This is a genomic window from Enterobacter sp. ENT02 (assembly GCF_019219165.1).
GTDB classification, from domain to species: domain Bacteria; phylum Pseudomonadota; class Gammaproteobacteria; order Enterobacterales; family Enterobacteriaceae; genus Enterobacter; species Enterobacter mori.
Map to the genome: position 1 here is coordinate 238049 of NZ_JAHUWD010000001.1, position 17244 is coordinate 255292.

The following is a 17244-nucleotide window of genomic DNA, read 5'->3' on the forward strand; positions in this document are numbered from 1 at the left end:
ATTCACAAAATGCCGTTGCGATTCAGTCTCCTGATATTTCGAATCAGTGCGCCATTATCCAGCCCATCAGCAGCGTGGCGAAAATCACCGTCGATGCGCCGCCGATACGGGTAGCGATCTGCGCGAACGGCATCAACGACATGCGGTTAGAGGCGGATAAAATCGCCACGTCCCCTGTCCCACCCAGCCCGCTGTGGCAGCAGGTAACGATAGCCGCTTCCACGGGATACATATTCAGACGCGATGCAACAAAATAGCCGCTCAGCGCCATCGCAATCACGATCGATCCGCACACCACAACGTAGCCCACCGAGAAGACCGCCACCACGCTCTCCAGCGGCACGTACAGCATGCCCAGACCAATCATTAGCGGCCAGACCAGCGCTGCCGAGACAAACTTATAGCAACTGTGCGCCCCCTGTTCCATGGAACCGGGGATCACCCTGAAATACTTACACAGCACGGCGATGAGGATCATCAGCACCGGACCAGGAATGTGCACCAGTTTTTCAAACAGGCCACCGACGATGAAAAATGCGCACACCATTAGCAGCCCGCCCCCCATCAGGTGGAAATCCGTCTGCTGAACGCTTTGCGTCCCCGCAAACAGATTCTGATCGTCCTTGCTGCGGGTTAGCATGCCGTTTCCCGAAAGTGCAGGACGTTTCGTTCCCAGACGCGCTAGCGTACCCGCACAGATGATGGCGAAGATATTACCGACGACGGCGGCAGGTGCCAGCTGTGCGACGTAAACGTCAGGCGCTTGTCCGAGTATGGCCGAATACGCCAGCGACAGTGGCAAAATGCCCTCACCAATCCCACCGCCAATAATCGGCACGATGATGAAGAAAAAGGTGTGGTAAGGCGTATAGCCAAACAGCGAGCCGACGATTAACCCGCTCATTACCGCCATTAGCGTCCCGACAACCAGCGGTACAAACATGCGGATCATCCCCTGGATAAGCAGCACCCGGTTCATCCCCAGAATGCTTCCCACCACCAGACAGGCAATGACGAAATAGAGCAGATTCGCCTCTTTCATCAGCAGGTGTACGGTATCCAGCGTCTGTTTTTCGAACACGCCAAAATAGACCAGGATGGATGGCACCATCAGGCAGAGAATGGCCGGGCCACCGATGTCCTTCAACAGCGGGATCTGACGACCGATTTTGGCAAAGGCGAAACCGAGCGTCATGATCACCGCCAGTCCACCGATCATATTTTTCGGCAGCAGCCCCGCCCATGCGGACGTCGCCACGATGGTCGCAATGCCCACAAACAACATCAGTGGGACGGCGCCCACTTCGGCATTACTCAGCCCTAACGTAAAACGCGAGGAGACCGGAGAAGTCGATACAGGATTATCTTTCATATAATCACCTGATTAGTAGGTTCGGATATAAAAACAGGAGTAAAAACCGATAACTCCCGTGTTCAAAAATATTCTTTATATTTAATAATTTTAAATCGCCATTGATAAAATGGTTCAGCGTGAAATTAGCATGGGCATTCAGCCAGAAATGTGAAGACCGCAATGGTTTCATTTTATAAAGTTAATTCATCTTTTTGTAAGTAAAGTTATTCATCGCCCGGTATTTTGAAATTAATAAAACCAGACAGAGTGTGACCCTTATCACCACCGCCCTGATGTTTAACCGCTAGATTAGCGCTAAATAAAAACATAAACGCGCTTAAGAACAGACCTGCTTCGCAAATCTTATTTAATCCGTTTTAACTATTTCAGGAGTCAACCATGTCTCGCAAAGAAGTGCTGTATACGCCTTATAACGGCGCAGTACTGCTGGAAAACCCATTACTGAATAAAGGCCTCGCGTTCATTAAAGAGGAACGTGATAATTTTAATCTGCACGGCTTATTACCGCATAATGTTGAAACCATTGAAGAGCAGACCGAACGCGCATGGGTACAATTCTGTCATTTCAAAAGTGATATTTCCCGCCACGTTTATCTGCGTAATATTCAGGACACCAATGAGACCCTGTTTTACAATCTGTTGCGGAAACATATGAAGGAGACGCTGCCGATCATATATACCCCAACGGTCGGTGAAGCCTGCGAACATTTCTCTACCATCAATCGTCGGGCGCGCGGGCTTTTTATTTCATGGCCGAATCGCCATCGCATCGATGAAATGCTGCAAAGTTTCTCGCGTAATGATATTCGCGTGATCGTGGTAACTGACGGAGAGCGTATTTTGGGCCTTGGCGACCAGGGGATCGGCGGAATGGGTATTCCGATTGGTAAATTGTCATTGTATACCGCGTGCGGTGGTATTCATCCGGCCTCAACGTTGCCGATTATGCTGGATGTCGGCACCAATAATCAGCAACATCTGGACGACCCGCTGTATATGGGCTGGCGTCATCCACGCATCAGCGACGAGCAATACGCTGAATTTATGGATATGTTTATCAGTACCGTCAAAGCCCGCTGGCCAACTGTTTTACTGCAGTTCGAAGATTTTGCGCAAAAAAATGCGACCAGGTTACTCCAGCGTTACCGCGACCAGCTGTGCTGCTTCAATGACGATATTCAGGGAACCGCTGCCGTCACGGCCGGCACGCTGATTGCAGCCGCCCATGCAGCCGGAACCCGCATCCGCGATCAGCGCGTGGTCTTCCTCGGCAGCGGCTCTGCCGGATGCGGTATAGCCGAAAAAATCGTGGCGCTGATGGTCGGCGACGGGCTAACCGAGGCCGAGGCCCGCAGCCGGATCTTTATGGTCGATCGTTTTGGCTTACTGACCGACGATATGACCAACCTGCTCGATTTCCAGAAAAACCTGCTTACGGCGCGGGAAGCCATTCGCGACTGGCAGGTGGAATCGTGCAATATTTCGCTGATGGAGGTGGTCAGAAATGCCCATCCAACCGTGATGATTGGCGTATCCGGTCAGCCGGGGCTGTTCAGCGAAGCGATAGTTAAAGAGATGCACCGCCACTGCCCGCGCCCTATTATTATGCCCCTCTCTAATCCAACATCACGCGCAGAGGCGCAACCTCAGGATCTGATCGAATGGACGCAGGGTAGCGCTCTGGTTGCGACGGGTAGCCCCTTCTTGCCGGTATTCTGGCAGAACGAACAGTACGACATTGCCCAGTGTAACAATGCCTACATTTTCCCCGGTCTGGGGCTGGGGATATTGGCCAGCAACGCGCGGCGGGTTACCGAAGAGATGTTGATGGTGGCGAGCCGCAGCCTGGCGGCGCAATCGCCGCTGGTCACCACTGAAAAAGGTGGATTACTCCCTCCCGTCGACTGCATTGATACCGTGTCGCGCAATATCGCGTTTGCGGTCGCCCGGGCAGCGATTGAGCAAGGCGTTGCGGCGGCAATGGATGACGAGACCTTGCTGGCGCAAATCGAAAAAACCTGGTGGCAGGCGGACTATGCGCCGTACCGCAGGTCGGCGCTGTAGTTTCAACGCCGGGTAGCGTTCGCGCCTGCCCGGCAAACCTTACATCGAATACCCAGGCTTCTTGATCAGCTCGTCCAGCTTCGGTCCGATCTCGGTATCCCAGACCTGCGCTTTCCAGTCGGCTTCCTGAACTTCATTCAGCGCCACCGAAATGGAGCGGTCTTTGCTGTTCAGATGGCGCGTAATCACCTCGGCGATATCCGCCGCCAGAGCGTTTTTTTGTTCATCGTTCAGATCGCGGGGAAAACATTTGATATCTACGTGTGGCATTTGCAGGCTTCCTGTTGTGGGTGAGCGTTCCACGTTATCAGATAATCTCGTTTGCCTTTAACACCTTGTGCAGTTCCGGCAGCGCACACACCGAATCTGCGATCGCGGTGATCTTTGGCGTGTTGGCCGCAAACCATTCGTGCCGTGGCCCCCAGGTGCGCGCGACCGCAATATAGACATCGAGCAGTGTCAGCCGCTTCCCCAGCGCAAAAGGTGAGGCGGTAAGTTGGCTATCGAACCACAGATAGAGTGATTTCCGGTACTCAATGCAGTTTTTCTTCAGCTGCTCCGGCGCGTCGGGCACCCAGCGTTCCGGATAATCGGCATAGGTAAAGGTGGGATAGACGTTCGCCACAAACCAGATGAGCAAACGCTGAAACTGCTGGCGCTCGGCCTGGCCGACGGGCGGGGCAAGATCCGGGCAACGGTCGAGCACCATCAGGGCAATGGCCGCGGTTTCCGTCATGATGGACCCATTTTCCAGCGCCAGCGTCGGGACCTGGCACAGCGGGTTGAGTTTTTGCAGCAGCTCACGCTGCGGGCCGGGCTGGTCAAACCCGTCCACGTTGATAAATTGATAAGGGATATCAGCCAGGGTTAGCATCACTTCACTGATTGCCGAGCCCCAGCCGGGTACGCCATAGAGTTTAATCATGTTGCCCCCTCAGGAATGAAAACCCTAAGTGTAGAGCACCATTAATAGGTTATCCCAGGCGGGTTGACCTCCGACTGCGCCACCGCTTCGCCCTGTTCACCCCAGCGCGCCAGCACCTTCTGGTACTCTCCCCGCTTGATCGCACCGTCCAGCGCGGCCTGCAGCGCGTACACCAGCTCATTGCCCTTTTTCGTGGTGGTGGCTACAAACGCCTTCTTCGGCCCTAATCCCACGACGCGCGTTTTTCCGGTGAGCGCCGCTTTGTAGGCCGAGACTGACTGAGGCCCGAAGAACACGTCTGCCCTGCCGGACTGAATATAGAGATTGCCGGAGGCATCGTCCTGGAGATAGACCGGCAGCGCAGGCGTCCGCCCCGCCTTTTTGTTCTCTTCGTTCCAGCCCAGCAGTATGCGCTCCTGATTGGTACCCGAGCCGACAATCACCTTTTTCCCTGCCAGATCTTCCGCGCTTTTGATTGACTGAATCTCGCTGGTGGATTTCACCGAAAACGCCAGCGAATCGACGCGGTAGGTGGCGAAATCAAACTTCTCTTTGCGCTGTTCGGTCACCGCAATGTTCACCAGCGCCACGTCGTAGCGCCCGGAACTGATCCCCAGCGGCCAGTCTTCCCACGCCGTCGGCACCAGCTTCAGCTTTAGCCCAAGACTGCCCGCCAGCAGGCGAGCGATATCCGGGTCGCTGCCGATGCGCGTGCGGTTATCGCTTGCCAGCAGCGCCAGCGGTGGCGAATTGAGGGCTGAAATGGCCACCGTCAGCGTACCCGGTTCAACGAATGCGTAGTTCGCGGGGATCTTCGCCACCGCCTGCGGATCAAGCGTTATCGGCAGCGGCTGCTCGTTGGCTTTCACATCAATGCTGGCGTGGCTCACCGTCGTGAAGACCAGCCCCGCCAGAAGTCCATATTTCATCTGCGCTCCTTACAGCACTTTAGACAGAAACTGGCGCGTTCGCGCATGCGACGGACGGTTCAACACCTCGTCGCTACTGCCCTGCTCAACAATTTTCCCGTCAACCATAAACACCACCTGATCCGCGACTTCACGGGCAAAGCCAATCTCGTGGGTGACGACCACCAGCGTGGTGCCGGATCGGGCGAGCTTTTTAATCACGTCCAGCACTTCGCCAACCAGTTCAGGGTCGAGCGCCGAGGTGGGCTCATCAAACAGCATCACGCGAGGGCGCAGCGCCAGCGCCCGGGCAATGGCGATACGCTGCTGCTGTCCGCCGGAAAGATGGCGCGACCAGGCATCGGCTTTATCCCGCAGCCCAACCACGTCCAGCAGGCTGTACGCCCTTTCCAGCGCCTCTTTTTTGCTGAGCTTTTTGTGCGCGATGGGCGCTTCAATCAGGTTTTCCAGCACCGTCAGATGCGGAAAGAGATTAAAGTTCTGGAACACGTAACCTACGTTGACGCGCTGTTTGAGGATCTCCTTCTCCTTCAGCTCGTAAAGCTTGTCGCCCTGACGGCGATAGCCGATGTAATCCCCGTCGATCTGGATAAACCCTTCGTCAACGCGCTCCAGGTGGTTAATGGTGCGCAACAGGGTTGATTTGCCAGAGCCGGACGGCCCAAGGATGACCGTCACGGACCCGGGCGGGATCTCAAGCGAAACGTTGTCGAGCGCCTTATGGCGGCCAAAAAACTTGCTGACGCCGGTAATCGAAATATGTCCTTCAGGAGAGGCTTGCATGAACGGGCTCCTGTGCTGGCGTGGAGGTAACGGAACGGACGCGGCGAGTGGCGCGGTTCTGATTGACGGCGGAGCGGCGTTCGCTGCGTGCCAGAGCGCGCTCAACAACATACTGAATGGCGGACAAGACGGTGGTAATGACCAGATACCAGGCAGCACCGACCATCAGCAGCGGGATCACCTCCTGCGTGCGGTTGTAGATCATCTGAATGGTATAGAACAGTTCCGGCATCGCCAGGACGTACACCATCGCCGTACCTTTGGCGAGACTGATGATTTCATTGAATCCCGACGGCAAGATGGTGCGCAGCGCCTGAGGCAGAATGATCCGCACCGTACGACGCCAGGCCGGGAGACCCAGCGCGGCGGCCGCTTCATACTGACCGTGATCGACCCCAAGGAAGCCCCCGCGAATGATTTCGGCGGTATAGGCGCTCTGCACCAGCGTCAGCCCCACCACGGCGGTAGAGAACTGCCCCAGCACGTTGATGGTGTCGAAGCTGCCCCATGTAATACCGGTGAACGGCACGCCCAGAGAGAGCGTGTCGTAGAGATAGGAGAAGTTGTAGAGAATGATCAGCACCACAATCAGCGGCAGCGACCGAAACAGCCAGATATAGCCCCACGCCAGGCTGTTCAGCAGCCATGACGAGGACAGTCTCGCCAGCGCCAGCAGACCGCCCAACACCACGCTCAGCGCGGTGCCGATCAGGGTCAGCAGCAGGGTCTGCCCTACGCCTTCGAGGATCACCGGGTCAAAGAACCAGCGGGCGAATACCGCCCACTCCCAGCGCGGGTTAAAGGCCACCGACTGAATCACGACGGCCAGGACAAACAGCGCCACCGCGGCGCCGACGGCCCGCAGCGGATATCGCGCCGGGACCACCTTAATGGTTTCAACGTTGCTCATCGTCGTTCCTCATGCGGTTTTACTGAACGCTTCGCGTACCAGCGTTTTAGTGAAGCGCAGCCGACCGTCAAACGGCGGCTGGCTGTACTCTTCCGGATCTCGGTTCAGATCGAACTGCGCCTGGTAGCCCTGGCTGAGATAGAGCCTGACCGCCTCCGGCTGGCGAAAACCGGTTGTCAGGTAGATTTGGCTATATCCTGCCAGTACCGCCCGGCGCTCAAGCTCCTGCACCACGCGTCCGGCAAGCCCCTGCTGACGCAGGGTTTTGTCCGTCCAGATGCGTTTGATTTCCGCGGTGCGTTCGTCGAAAGGTTTGTACGCGCCGGTGGCGATAATCTTTCCGTCTCGCTCCAGTACGATAAACAGCCCCTGCGGCGCTAAATACCACTCGGTGAGTTCTACTTCCGCGTCTTTAGAGAAGTAGTCCCCATAACGGGCGGCGTATTCTCCGAACAGCCCCTCAATGATGGGCTGGAGTTCGGCATCTTCTGGCGAAACGTCACGAAATTGTTCGCTCATGCAGCCTCCTTAATCGCCCAGGCCAGCAGGGTTCACTTCGGACTGAGGAATGCGCTCAACCCCTTCCCCCCAGCGGTTCAGCACTTTGTCGTAATCGCCGTTTTTGATGACGCCGTTCAGCGCGGTTTGCACCGGCTCAACCAGCCCGCTGCCTTTTTTCAACGTCACCGCAATGTGCGCCGCCTTTGGCCAGCCGCCGTCGACGCTACCCACCAGTTTGGTTTTCCCGTTTAACGCCGCTTTCCAGGCGCCAATCACGTTCGGACCAAAGTAGGCATCCGCGCGTCCGGACTGCAGCGCCAGCGTTTGTGCCGCATCGTCTTTGGTGTAGATCGGGGTAAAGGGTTTAAGTCCCTTCTTCAGGTTTTCGGCATTCCATGCCAGCAGGATGGCCTCCTGGTTGGTGCCGGAGCCAACGATAATCCGCAGCCCGGCGATGTCCTCCGCCTTCTCAAGCGACGCGATCGGGCTGGTTGATTTCACGTAGAACCCAAGGGAATCTTTTCGGTAGGTGGCAAAATCAAATTTCTCTTTGCGCTCTTTGGTCACGGTGATATTGCTGATGGCCGCATCGTATTTCCCGGAGGCCACGCCCAGCGGCCAGTCTTCCCAGGAGGTCGGCACCACGTTCAGCTCCAGTCCCAGGCTGTCAGCGACCAGACGGGCGACGTCCACTTCACTCCCCAGCAGCGTTTTGTTGTCATCGGAAAACACCGTCAGCGGCGGTTGATTGAGGCCCGCCACCGCAACGGTAAATTTCCCCGGCACGGCGAAGCGGTAATCTTTCGGCAGCTGTGCCACCGCATCGTTGTTTTTGGCGGTATTAACCGGCGTTTTATTGGCCTCGATGCTCACGCCGGTGCCGTTAATCTTCACATTCTCTGCCCAGACGGCAGGGGTAAAAGCCAGCGCAAGCGCCAGAATAAGGGATGTTTTCTGCATAGCGGGATTCTCTTTTATTGTTGTGTGAATTGGTTTTTAGGTTCGTCTAAGCCAAGACTGTCGCGCAGCGTGGTGCCGGGATAGTCGGTCCGAAACAGTCCGCGCGCCTGTAAAACGGGCACCACCTGGTCAATAAAGCGCGGGAAGGTGTCCGGCGTACCGCCCTGAATGATGAATCCGTCCGCCGCATGGCCTTCGAACCAGGCCTGCAGACCGTCAGCCACCTCTTCCGGCGTGCCGGAAAAGCGCGGGCGCGGTGATGCAGCTTCAAGGGCCACCTGACGCAGGGTTAAGTTACGCTCTGCGGCATTACGCTTAATTTCATCGGTGGTGCTGCGGAAGCTGTTTTTGCCTAAGTCGCCGATATCCGGGAACGGCTCGTCGAGCGGATACTGGCTGAAATCGTGATGCTCAAAATAACGCCCGAGGTAGTTGAGGGCATCGTTAATCGACACCAGCGCCGCCGTGGTTTGATACTGGTTTTCCACGTCATCGGCGTCTTTACCCACAATGACGCTGACGCCCTGGAATATATGCAAATCAGACGCGCGGCGTCCGTTAATTTCCAGCTGCTGCTTCACGTCACGATAAAAAGCTTTCGCTTCGTCGAGGGTTTCATGATGCGTAAAAATGGCGTCGGCATGTTTCGCCGCCAGTTTTTTCCCGTCGTCCGACGCGCCCGCCTGAAAGACAATCGGTCGCCCTTGTGGCGTTCGACCAATATTCAGCGGACCGGCGACCTGGAAGAAATCACCGTGGTGATCCAGGGTATGCAATTTTGCCGAATCAAAGAATTGGCCACTCTCTTTATTGCGCACAAAGGCGTCGCCCTCCCAGGAATCCCACAGCCCTTTTACGACGTCGAGATACTCGTCCGCAATGCGATAGCGCAGCGCATGCTCGGGGTGCTTTTCACGGGAAAAATTCTTCGCTGAGCCTTCCAGCGGCGAGGTCACCACGTTCCAGCCCGCGCGTCCATTACTCAGGTGATCGAGGCTGGCAAACTGACGTGCCACGGTAAAAGGCTCGCTGTAGGAGGTGGATAAGGTTCCCACCAGGCCAAGGCGTGAGGTAATACTCGCCAGCGCGGATAATACCGTTAGCGGTTCAAAGCGATTTAAAAAATGCGGGATCGATTTTTCGTTAATATAGAGACCGTCGGCCACGAATAAGAAATCGAGTTTGCCCGCCTCCGCTTTTAGCGCCGTCTCTTTAACAAAATCAAAATTGATGCTGGCATCCGCGATTGCCGCAGGATGACGCCAGGCTGACATATTTCCGGATGCACCATGCAAAATGGTCCCCAGCCGCAGTTGACGATGTGCAGACATATTCACCTCAAATAAATTAAACGTGTTGCAGGGCTTTTTCCGCAAGCTGTGCAAAATAGCGGGCAGCGGGTTCAATGAGGGCCTCATCCGGATTAAAGGACGGGTGGTGTAAACCGAACGGGCTGTTGCTGCCAATGCTGACAAACGCGCCAGGAATAGACTGCAGATAGACCGCAAAATCCTCCCCGCCCATGTGCAGTTCCGCGTGCTGGGTTTCGTACCCTGACTCTCTGGCAACAGAGGTGGCGAAATCTGCCCAACGTTCGTCGTTCACCAGCGCGGTCGGTCCGGCATACCAGGTGATGTCGATCTGCGCACTGAAGGCGCTGGCAAACCCGGCGGCGATTTCCCCGACGCGGGCCTTCACGTTTTGCTGCACTTCCGTGCGATGGGTGCGCAGCGTGCCTTCCAGCTCCACGCTTTCCGGCAGGACGTTCCAGGTGTTGCCTCCGGCAATGCGCGTTACGCTCAACACCACCGAATCCAGCGTATTGACGTTGCGGCTGGCAACGCTTTGCAGCGCCGTCACCAGCTGGCTCGCCAGCACAATGGCATCGTTGCCTTCGTGTGGACGTGCGGCGTGCGCGCCCTTGCCGGTAATGCGGATCACAAAGCGGTCAACGTTGGCATAAAACGGCCCGCCGCGAGTGGCAAACTCGCCTACCGGCAGCCCCGGCTCGTTATGCATACCGAAGATGGCGCTCACGTCACGCAGGGCACCGGCCCGCACCATGCTTTTTGCACCGCCAAAGTTTTCTTCCGCAGGCTGGAACAGGATCCGCACCCGCCCGTCGAGCGACGCTTCACGCTCTTTCAGCTTCAGCGCCGCGCCGAGGATCACGCTGGTGTGGATGTCGTGTCCGCAGGCATGCATCACCCCCGCACGCTGCGAGCTAAATGGCACGCCGCTGCGCTCCTCTATCGGCAGCGCATCAATGTCTGCGCGCAGCGCAATCAGCTTATTACCCGTCCCGATTTCCGCCACAAGCCCGGTTGTCAGGTCATACGGCAGCGGCGTAATGCCAGCATTCGTCAGCCACTGGCGCAGGCGTGCAGTCGTTTCGACCTCCTGTCCGGAGAGCTCTGGGTTCTGGTGCAGTTCACGACGCCAGGCAATCAGTTGTTCGCCAAAACTCATACGGTGACCTCCTTGTTGAGACGCGCTTCGGCAAGCAGACGGAGCGACGCGACGCGTGTTGCCCCCTCCGCGACCGGCGTGTCGATGATAAATTCGTCAATGCCCCACTGCTCATGCAGGGCGTTCAGCTGTTCAAGCACCGAGTCAGCAGTGCCTGCCAGCAGGGACTGCGCCCGACGTGCAATACGCACCGGCTCGCTGCCTGCCTGACGCGCAAAGGCGTAGGCCTGTTCTTCGCTGGCGACGGTCACGCGCTGGCCGTTTGCCAGCTCAACGCCCCATACTTCGACCTTCTGCGCCAGCGCGTCGGCCTGCTCCTGCGACTCCGCCACAATGGCCTGCACTGCAACAATCACATCGCGGGTGCTGTTCTGACGCCAGGTTGACACCACCTCTCGCAGCAGTTCCGGATCGCCGTTCAGATGAGCGGCAAAAACAAAGTGCCAGTCAAGTGATGCGGCGAGCAGCGCGCTTTCGGTACTGGCTCCCAGCAGGAACCCCTGCGCAGGCACCGGCGGCAGCGGCGTGGCGCGAACGGCCTCCTCCGCCGACTGATTTTCAGGGCGGATCCAGCCGTCCAGCTGCGTCAGCTGTTCAGCAAAGCTGCCTTTTTCCTGCGGATGTAAACCGAGCTGCAGTGCGCGGGTAGAGAGCGGGAGACCGCCGGGGGCTTTCCCGACGCCCAGATCCACGCGGCCCGGTGCCAGCGCGGCCAGAAGATTAAAGTTTTCTGCGACTTTATAGGGGCTGTAGTGCTGAAGCATGACGCCGCCCGACCCCACGCGAATACGCGTTGTTTGCCCGAGGATCCAGGCAATCAGCAGTTCCGGCGAGGGGCTGGCGAGCTGAGGGGTGTTGTGGTGTTCGGCAATCCAGAAGCGGTGATAACCCAGCGTTTCCGCCTGCTGTGCCAGTGTTAAGGTACGTGCCAGCGCATCGGCGGCGGTTTCGTGTTCTGCGACGGGGCTTTTATCCAGAATGCTGATTCGCCATGACATGTTGCGTTCTCGTTTGACTTAACATGTCGTCATTATTAAAGGCGCGATTAACCTCTGAGAAACAATTAATTTACATTTAGTTTGCCGGAAATCAGATATGTAAACCCTGCTAACGGTGTGATTTAAGCGATGAAATCAGCGCCTCCGCCTGCTGCCGACGGGTGATGCGGACAAAGCGAATGTGGGCATATTGCGGATTTTGCATATCAGCTTCGTAGCGTTCGCGATTACTGCGCCAGGTTTTGACGGTCCATATGATGATGGACTCCCGACTAAAAAACGAGCGGCGGAAGCTTTCACGGTTTCCGGTGCCGGGCCACAGTTCCTGCTGGTGCCATGCACGTTTAAACGCACGCGTCACCGCCTGCCAGAGCGTGCGGAGGAACCCGCAGTCCACCCACACCACCAGATCTACCTCGCGCCACTTCACTGGACGGGTGCGGTTGTAGTTACCGTCGAGCACCCAGCCGGGCGTGGCGGCAAGCGTCTCCGCCAGCGTTTTCAGCAGCACCTCGTCGGGCGTTCCCTGCCAGTCAGGACGCCAGTACAGCCTGTCCATCTCAATGTACGGGAGTGACAATTCCGTTGCGATGCGCCGGGCAAGCGTGCTTTTGCCGCTCCCGCTGGTGCCGATAATATTGATTTTCACCGTTCCGCCTGACTATGCTGAAAAAAAGGATCGCATCATATCCCTTTCTTTTTGTCACCGAAACGCTCAATAGCTAATCATTCGGGTACTGCACGTCACTCACTTTCTCCAGCCACTCAACCGGACTGCCGTTTACCGCTTCGGCGATGGCAATATGAGTCATCGCCGTTTGCGCACACGCGCCGTGCCAGTGCTTTACGCCCGGCGGGATCCACGCGATGTCGCCCTGGTTAAGCGGCTCCGCCTCTTTGCCCCACTCCTGCAGCCAGCCGCGCCCCTGGGTGACAATCAGCGTTTGCCCAAGCGGATGAGTGTGCCAGGCGGTACGCGCGCCCGGCTCGAAGGTCACCGTGGCCCCGCCTACTTTTGCCGGTTCTGTCGCCTGGAACGGCGCATCAATGCGTACGGTGCCGGTGAACCAGGCGTCTGGCCCCTTAACTGACGGTAATGAACCGTTGCGGATAATTTTCATCATGTACTCCTCGTTGACTGTTGCGTTAACAGTAGCGCAAAGCCATCCGCAGCATTAGAGTGCATAATCAGAACGTAAACATGAACTGAATTCATAAATGAGGGCTAGCCGCCATGTTAAAAGACAATTTCAACGATCTGCTCTCGTTTATGGTCGTCACCCGCGAGCGCAGCTTTACACGAGCCGCGGCACAGCTGGGCGTCTCGCAGTCGGCACTGAGCCATGCGATGCGCAATCTTGAAGCCCGACTCGGCGTTCGCCTGTTAACCCGAACCACCCGTAGCGTGGCTCCTACCGAGGCCGGCGAGCAGCTTTTTATCCGCTTACGTCCCCACCTGATGGAGATCGAACAGGAGCTAACGGCGCTGCGCGATACGCGCGACAGGCCTGCGGGGAATATCCGTATTACCGCGGGTGAACATGCCACGGAGAGCGTACTTTGGCCGGTGTTGAAACCCTTTATGGCGCAATACCCGGATATTAACGTTGAAGTGACGGTGGATAACGGCCTGACCGATATTGTTGATGGGCGTTTCGACGCGGGCGTGCGCCTGGGTGAACAGGTGGCGAAAGATATGGTGGCGGTGAGGATCGCGCCGGACATGCGCATGGCCGTCGTCGCGTCCGAAGATTATCTGGAGCGCTTTGGCGTGCCGGAAACACCGGAGCAGCTCGCGACGCACCGCTGCATCAATATGCGCCTGCCCACTCTTGGGGGATTATATGCCTGGGAATTTGAACGCGACGGGCGCGGTTTTAGCGTACGAGTTGAAGGACAGCTTACGTTGAACAGCCTGCCGCAGCGTATCGATGCCGCCGAGAACGGTCTCGGTTTGGCCTACGTGCCGGAAACGTCGATCAGTAAGGCCGTGTCAGAAAGACGGTTAGTTCAGGTCCTCGATGCCTGGTGTCCGACCTTTGAAGGATATCACCTTTATTATCCCAGTCGTCGCCAGCATGCGCACGCTTTCAAGCTGCTGCTGGATGCCCTGCGTCAGCCGTCAGCGATACCTACAGGTAATTATTAAGCAAACCTGATGATTAAAGCACCGCTTCAACGCGCGTTTTGTCTAAAAACTCGCCACGTTTCAGCGCGTTGTGATCCCCGTCTGCTCTGACCACACGATTTCCTTCGACGTGCATCACTTTCGGCACGGTTATATTTTGCGTCGCTTATCAATTGCGGGTAGGATGCCACGCCATGTTTCGCCTTATCCATACACAGAATGACTGGAAAGGCAGCATGTGTTTGCGCAGAAGCAATCGTTTGTATTGCGTTCTGCCAGGCAGGACTATCACGATAATGGTTCAGACAGGCAAACAGGTAACTCAATGAAAACAAGCAATAAAAGCGCAGCCGATCATCACGCTGCGAAACGTCGCTGGTTGAACTCCCACGAAGAGGGCTACCACAAAGCGATGGGCAACCGTCAGGTTCAAATGATCGCCATCGGCGGCGCTATCGGTACAGGTCTGTTTTTAGGTGCTGGCGCACGTCTGCAAATGGCGGGCCCTGCACTTGCACTGGTCTATCTGGTGTGCGGGATCTTCTCGTTCTTCATCCTTCGTGCCCTGGGCGAACTGGTACTGCACCGCCCGTCCAGCGGCAGTTTTGTCTCCTACGCTCGCGAGTTCCTCGGTGAAAAAGCCGCCTATGTGGCAGGCTGGATGTACTTCGTCAACTGGGCGATGACCGGTATTGTCGACATCACCGCCGTTGCGCTGTACATGCACTACTGGGGCGCGTTTGGCGATGTGCCGCAGTGGGTGTTTGCGCTCGGCGCGCTGGCGATTGTCGGCACCATGAACATGATCGGCGTGAAGTGGTTCGCCGAGATGGAGTTCTGGTTTGCGCTGGTAAAAGTGCTGGCCATCGTGGTGTTCCTGGTGGTCGGTACGGTGTTCCTCGGCAGCGGTAAACCGCTGGACGGCAATGCCACCGGCTTCCACCTGATAACCGATAACGGCGGCTTCTTCCCCCACGGCCTGCTGCCTGCGCTGGTGCTGGTTCAGGGCGTAGTGTTTGCTTTTGCTTCCATTGAGCTCGTCGGTACCGCGGCGGGTGAATGTAAAGACCCGCAGACGATGGTGCCAAAAGCCATCAACAGCGTGATCTGGCGTATCGGCCTGTTCTACGTCGGCTCCGTGGTGCTGCTGGTTCTGCTGCTGCCTTGGAACGCCTATCAGGCAGGTCAGAGTCCGTTCGTGACCTTCTTCTCTAAGCTGGGCGTCCCTTATGTGGGTAGCATCATGAACATCGTGGTACTGACCGCGGCGCTCTCCAGCCTGAACTCTGGCCTGTATTCCACTGGCCGTATTCTGCGCTCCATGTCGATGGGCGGTTCAGCGCCGAAGTTCATGTCGAAGATGAGCAAGCAGCAGGTTCCTTATGCGGGGATTCTGGCGACGCTGGTGGTTTACGTCTTTGGCGTGTTCCTGAACTATCTGGTGCCGTCCCGCGTATTTGAGATCGTTCTGAACGTGGCCGCGCTGGGCATTATCGCCTCCTGGGCCTTTATTGTGGTCTGCCAGATGCGTCTGCGCAAAGCGATCAAAGAAGGCAAAGCGGCTGATGTGAGCTTCAAGATGCCGGGCGCACCGGTGACCTCCTGGCTCACCCTGCTGTTCCTGTTCAGCGTGCTGGTGCTGATGGCGTTTGACTACCCGAACGGTACTTACACCATCGCGACGATCCCACTGCTGGCGGTTCTGCTGATTGCTGGCTGGTTCGGCGTGCGTAAGCGCGTTCACGAGATCCACAGCACCGCGCCGGTTCATCACGACGATGAAAAGAACGACGCACCGCTGGTGGAAGAAACCTCGCGTTAATAAAAAAGCCGGGTGGCGGCTTCGCCTCACCCGGCCTACATATCAAGAATTTGTAGGCCCGGTAAGCGCAGCGCCACCGGGCAATTCCCCCATCAGAGTGCAATACGAATCACATCGTCAGGCTGGGTTGCTTCCTGCTGACGGGTCGACTTCTGTTTCACCGTCACATACAGCGTTTTACCATCGGCAGAGAGTGCCAGGCTATTCGGATAAACCGGCGTATCGAACGTTTTGGTCACCTTGTAGGTTTTCGCGTCAATCACGCTCACCTTGCCCGCTTCGCGGTGCGTCACGTAGACTTCATTGCGCGTTGGGTTAAACAGGACGGCCAGTGATTCAGGCGCGGCGATCTTCTCCATTACGCTGCCGTCTTTCAGGCTCACCACCAGCACTTCCGGCTGTTTTGAATCGGTCAGGAACGCGCGCTGGCCGGCGGTGTCCAGGTTCAGGTTAAGGTAGAAATGCTCTTTACCGTCGTCCTGCACTTTTTTACGGCTGATGATTTTGTGGGTGGCCGTGTCAATCGTCAGCAGCTCGCCGTCCGCATTCGTGGTGTAAAGACGTTTCGCCTGCGCATCCAGCGCCAGGCCGGTGCTGTAGGTGCCGGTATTAGCGATAGTGTCCTTCAACTTCAGGGTTGCGCCGTCCACGACCCAAATCACGCTCTCTTTGCCTACCCCGGTGATGTAAACGGTGTTGCTCGCGTCGTCCGCCACCAGCTGGCGCGGCTGTAACGGTTTGACCGTCTCGCTGCGTTTACGATCGTCGAGTACCAGACGCCCTTTCACGTCCCCCGTTTTGGCATCAATGGCCGTCACCGCACCGTTGATGGTGTTACCCAACCACAGCGTCTGGGTGGCGTTATTGAAGGTTGCCCCGAACGGTTTGAGATCGCTATGGATCGCTTGCGTCACGTCCAGCGTGACCGGGTCAAGGCGATAAACGACGCCGCCTTTATCGGTCTTACGGCTTTGTGATGTCGCCACCCACAGCGCGTTCTCCTGCTGGCTCAACGCCATCTCATAAGCCCCTTTGCCGACCGCTTTACGCAGCATCTCTTCTGCCGCATGAACCTGGAACGTTCCAGCGAATAATAATGAGCCTAACAGCAGAGAACCGCGCAGGCGCGGCGAGCACAGATGACGTAAAGACATAACAATTCCTTTTTTGAAGAATAAGTGTACTGCTGACATCGCTTCCAACCGGCAGCGTCATCGCGCCACCTTTATGATAATGAGAATAGTAATCATTAATTCTATAAATGTGGAGTTTTTCTTCCCTCACATCCTTTCATTAACGCAATGTGCGGTTATAGTTTTCAAAACATTTACAAAAGATTTAACATGTATGCACATGTTCCATTTGGTTCGTTTCTTCACC

The 17244-nt window shown here is 56.7% G+C and carries 15 protein-coding genes and 1 pseudogene; 3 read left to right on the forward strand and 13 right to left on the reverse strand.

Annotation, left to right across the window (positions count from 1 at the left end; all coding sequences use genetic code 11):
• Window positions 1-43: 43 nt before the first annotated feature.
• Window positions 44-1372, reverse strand: coding sequence for a 2-hydroxycarboxylate transporter family protein (locus tag KW829_RS01020; RefSeq protein WP_010431462.1), 1329 nt, complete (start codon window positions 1370-1372; stop codon window positions 44-46).
• A 381-nt stretch (window positions 1373-1753) separates the two neighbouring features.
• Between KW829_RS01020 and KW829_RS01025 the strand changes: the two genes are divergently transcribed.
• On the forward strand, window positions 1754-3439 hold the full coding sequence (locus KW829_RS01025; RefSeq protein WP_010431464.1) for an NAD-dependent malic enzyme: 1686 nt from the start codon (window positions 1754-1756) through the stop codon (window positions 3437-3439).
• 39 nt (window positions 3440-3478) lie between these two features.
• Here the strand turns inward: KW829_RS01025 and pptA are convergent, their stop codons facing one another.
• The 11 genes and pseudogenes from pptA to KW829_RS01085 form a co-directional block, all read right to left on the reverse strand.
• Window positions 3479-3709: a tautomerase PptA gene (pptA, locus tag KW829_RS01030; protein ID WP_010426149.1), complete on the reverse strand. Its 231-nt coding sequence runs from the start codon at window positions 3707-3709 to the stop codon at window positions 3479-3481.
• Window positions 3710-3746: 37 nt separating this feature from the next.
• Entirely contained in the window at window positions 3747-4364 is a 618-nt protein-coding gene (locus KW829_RS01035) for a glutathione S-transferase family protein (protein ID WP_218307423.1), read from the reverse strand.
• 41 nt (window positions 4365-4405) lie between these two features.
• Window positions 4406-5293, reverse strand: coding sequence for an ABC transporter substrate-binding protein (locus KW829_RS01040; RefSeq protein ID WP_010426151.1), 888 nt, complete (start codon window positions 5291-5293; stop codon window positions 4406-4408).
• A 9-nt stretch (window positions 5294-5302) separates the two neighbouring features.
• Complete coding sequence (locus KW829_RS01045; RefSeq protein ID WP_010431467.1) at window positions 5303-6076, reverse strand: amino acid ABC transporter ATP-binding protein; 774 nt, start codon at window positions 6074-6076, stop codon at window positions 5303-5305.
• Complete coding sequence (locus tag KW829_RS01050) at window positions 6060-6986, reverse strand: amino acid ABC transporter permease (protein WP_010431472.1); 927 nt, start codon at window positions 6984-6986, stop codon at window positions 6060-6062. The genes KW829_RS01045 and KW829_RS01050 overlap by 17 nt, the downstream gene beginning before the upstream one ends.
• 9 nt (window positions 6987-6995) lie before the next feature.
• Window positions 6996-7505, reverse strand: coding sequence for a GNAT family N-acetyltransferase (locus KW829_RS01055; RefSeq protein WP_010431475.1), 510 nt, complete (start codon window positions 7503-7505; stop codon window positions 6996-6998).
• 9 nt (window positions 7506-7514) lie between these two features.
• Window positions 7515-9778: pseudogene (locus tag KW829_RS22885) on the reverse strand (NtaA/DmoA family FMN-dependent monooxygenase).
• Between the two features lie 16 nt (window positions 9779-9794).
• Complete coding sequence (locus KW829_RS01070) at window positions 9795-10916, reverse strand: amidohydrolase (RefSeq protein WP_010431480.1); 1122 nt, start codon at window positions 10914-10916, stop codon at window positions 9795-9797.
• The gene (locus KW829_RS01075; RefSeq protein WP_010431482.1) at window positions 10913-11914 is read right to left on the reverse strand and encodes an LLM class flavin-dependent oxidoreductase; all 1002 of its coding nucleotides are present in this window, start codon (window positions 11912-11914) and stop codon (window positions 10913-10915) included. The genes KW829_RS01070 and KW829_RS01075 overlap by 4 nt, the downstream gene beginning before the upstream one ends.
• Window positions 11915-12023: 109 nt before the next feature.
• A complete protein-coding gene (locus KW829_RS01080; RefSeq protein WP_010431484.1) occupies window positions 12024-12563 on the reverse strand; it encodes an AAA family ATPase in 540 nt (179 codons plus the stop codon).
• A gap of 73 nt (window positions 12564-12636) precedes the next feature.
• Window positions 12637-13035 (reverse strand): cupin domain-containing protein, encoded by a 399-nt coding sequence (locus KW829_RS01085; protein ID WP_010431485.1) that lies wholly within the window; start codon window positions 13033-13035, stop codon window positions 12637-12639.
• Window positions 13036-13148: 113 nt separating this feature from the next.
• On the opposite strand from KW829_RS01085, the gene KW829_RS01090 reads away from it, so the two are divergent.
• Together KW829_RS01090 and ansP are read left to right on the forward strand one after the other, a co-directional pair.
• On the forward strand, window positions 13149-14063 hold the full coding sequence (locus KW829_RS01090; RefSeq protein WP_010431487.1) for a LysR family transcriptional regulator: 915 nt from the start codon (window positions 13149-13151) through the stop codon (window positions 14061-14063).
• A 304-nt stretch (window positions 14064-14367) separates the two neighbouring features.
• Entirely contained in the window at window positions 14368-15864 is a 1497-nt protein-coding gene (gene ansP, locus KW829_RS01095; RefSeq protein ID WP_218307424.1) for an L-asparagine permease, read from the forward strand.
• Between the two features lie 92 nt (window positions 15865-15956).
• Here the strand turns inward: ansP and KW829_RS01100 are convergent, their stop codons facing one another.
• The gene (locus KW829_RS01100) at window positions 15957-17018 is read right to left on the reverse strand and encodes a YncE family protein (protein WP_218307425.1); all 1062 of its coding nucleotides are present in this window, start codon (window positions 17016-17018) and stop codon (window positions 15957-15959) included.
• Window positions 17019-17244: the final 226 nt, after the last annotated feature.

Excerpts from the sequence above, each read along its gene's own strand:
- KW829_RS01075 (WP_010431482.1), bottom strand. The coding sequence starts at position 11,914 with ATGTCATGGCGAATCAGCATTCTGGATAAAAGCCCCGTCGCAGAACAC.
- KW829_RS01025 (WP_010431464.1), top strand. The coding sequence starts at position 1,754 with ATGTCTCGCAAAGAAGTGCTGTATACGCCTTATAACGGCGCAGTACTG.
- KW829_RS01070 (WP_010431480.1), bottom strand. The coding sequence starts at position 10,916 with ATGAGTTTTGGCGAACAACTGATTGCCTGGCGTCGTGAACTGCACCAG.
- KW829_RS01055 (WP_010431475.1), bottom strand. The coding sequence starts at position 7,505 with ATGAGCGAACAATTTCGTGACGTTTCGCCAGAAGATGCCGAACTCCAG.
- pptA (WP_010426149.1), bottom strand. The coding sequence starts at position 3,709 with ATGCCACACGTAGATATCAAATGTTTTCCCCGCGATCTGAACGATGAA.
- KW829_RS01020 (WP_010431462.1), bottom strand. The coding sequence starts at position 1,372 with ATGAAAGATAATCCTGTATCGACTTCTCCGGTCTCCTCGCGTTTTACG.
- KW829_RS01100 (WP_218307425.1), bottom strand. The coding sequence starts at position 17,018 with ATGTCTTTACGTCATCTGTGCTCGCCGCGCCTGCGCGGTTCTCTGCTG.
- KW829_RS01050 (WP_010431472.1), bottom strand. The coding sequence starts at position 6,986 with ATGAGCAACGTTGAAACCATTAAGGTGGTCCCGGCGCGATATCCGCTG.
- ansP (WP_218307424.1), top strand. The coding sequence starts at position 14,368 with ATGAAAACAAGCAATAAAAGCGCAGCCGATCATCACGCTGCGAAACGT.
- KW829_RS01040 (WP_010426151.1), bottom strand. The coding sequence starts at position 5,293 with ATGAAATATGGACTTCTGGCGGGGCTGGTCTTCACGACGGTGAGCCAC.
- KW829_RS01085 (WP_010431485.1), bottom strand. The coding sequence starts at position 13,035 with ATGAAAATTATCCGCAACGGTTCATTACCGTCAGTTAAGGGGCCAGAC.
- KW829_RS01090 (WP_010431487.1), top strand. The coding sequence starts at position 13,149 with ATGTTAAAAGACAATTTCAACGATCTGCTCTCGTTTATGGTCGTCACC.
- KW829_RS01045 (WP_010431467.1), bottom strand. The coding sequence starts at position 6,076 with ATGCAAGCCTCTCCTGAAGGACATATTTCGATTACCGGCGTCAGCAAG.
- KW829_RS01035 (WP_218307423.1), bottom strand. The coding sequence starts at position 4,364 with ATGATTAAACTCTATGGCGTACCCGGCTGGGGCTCGGCAATCAGTGAA.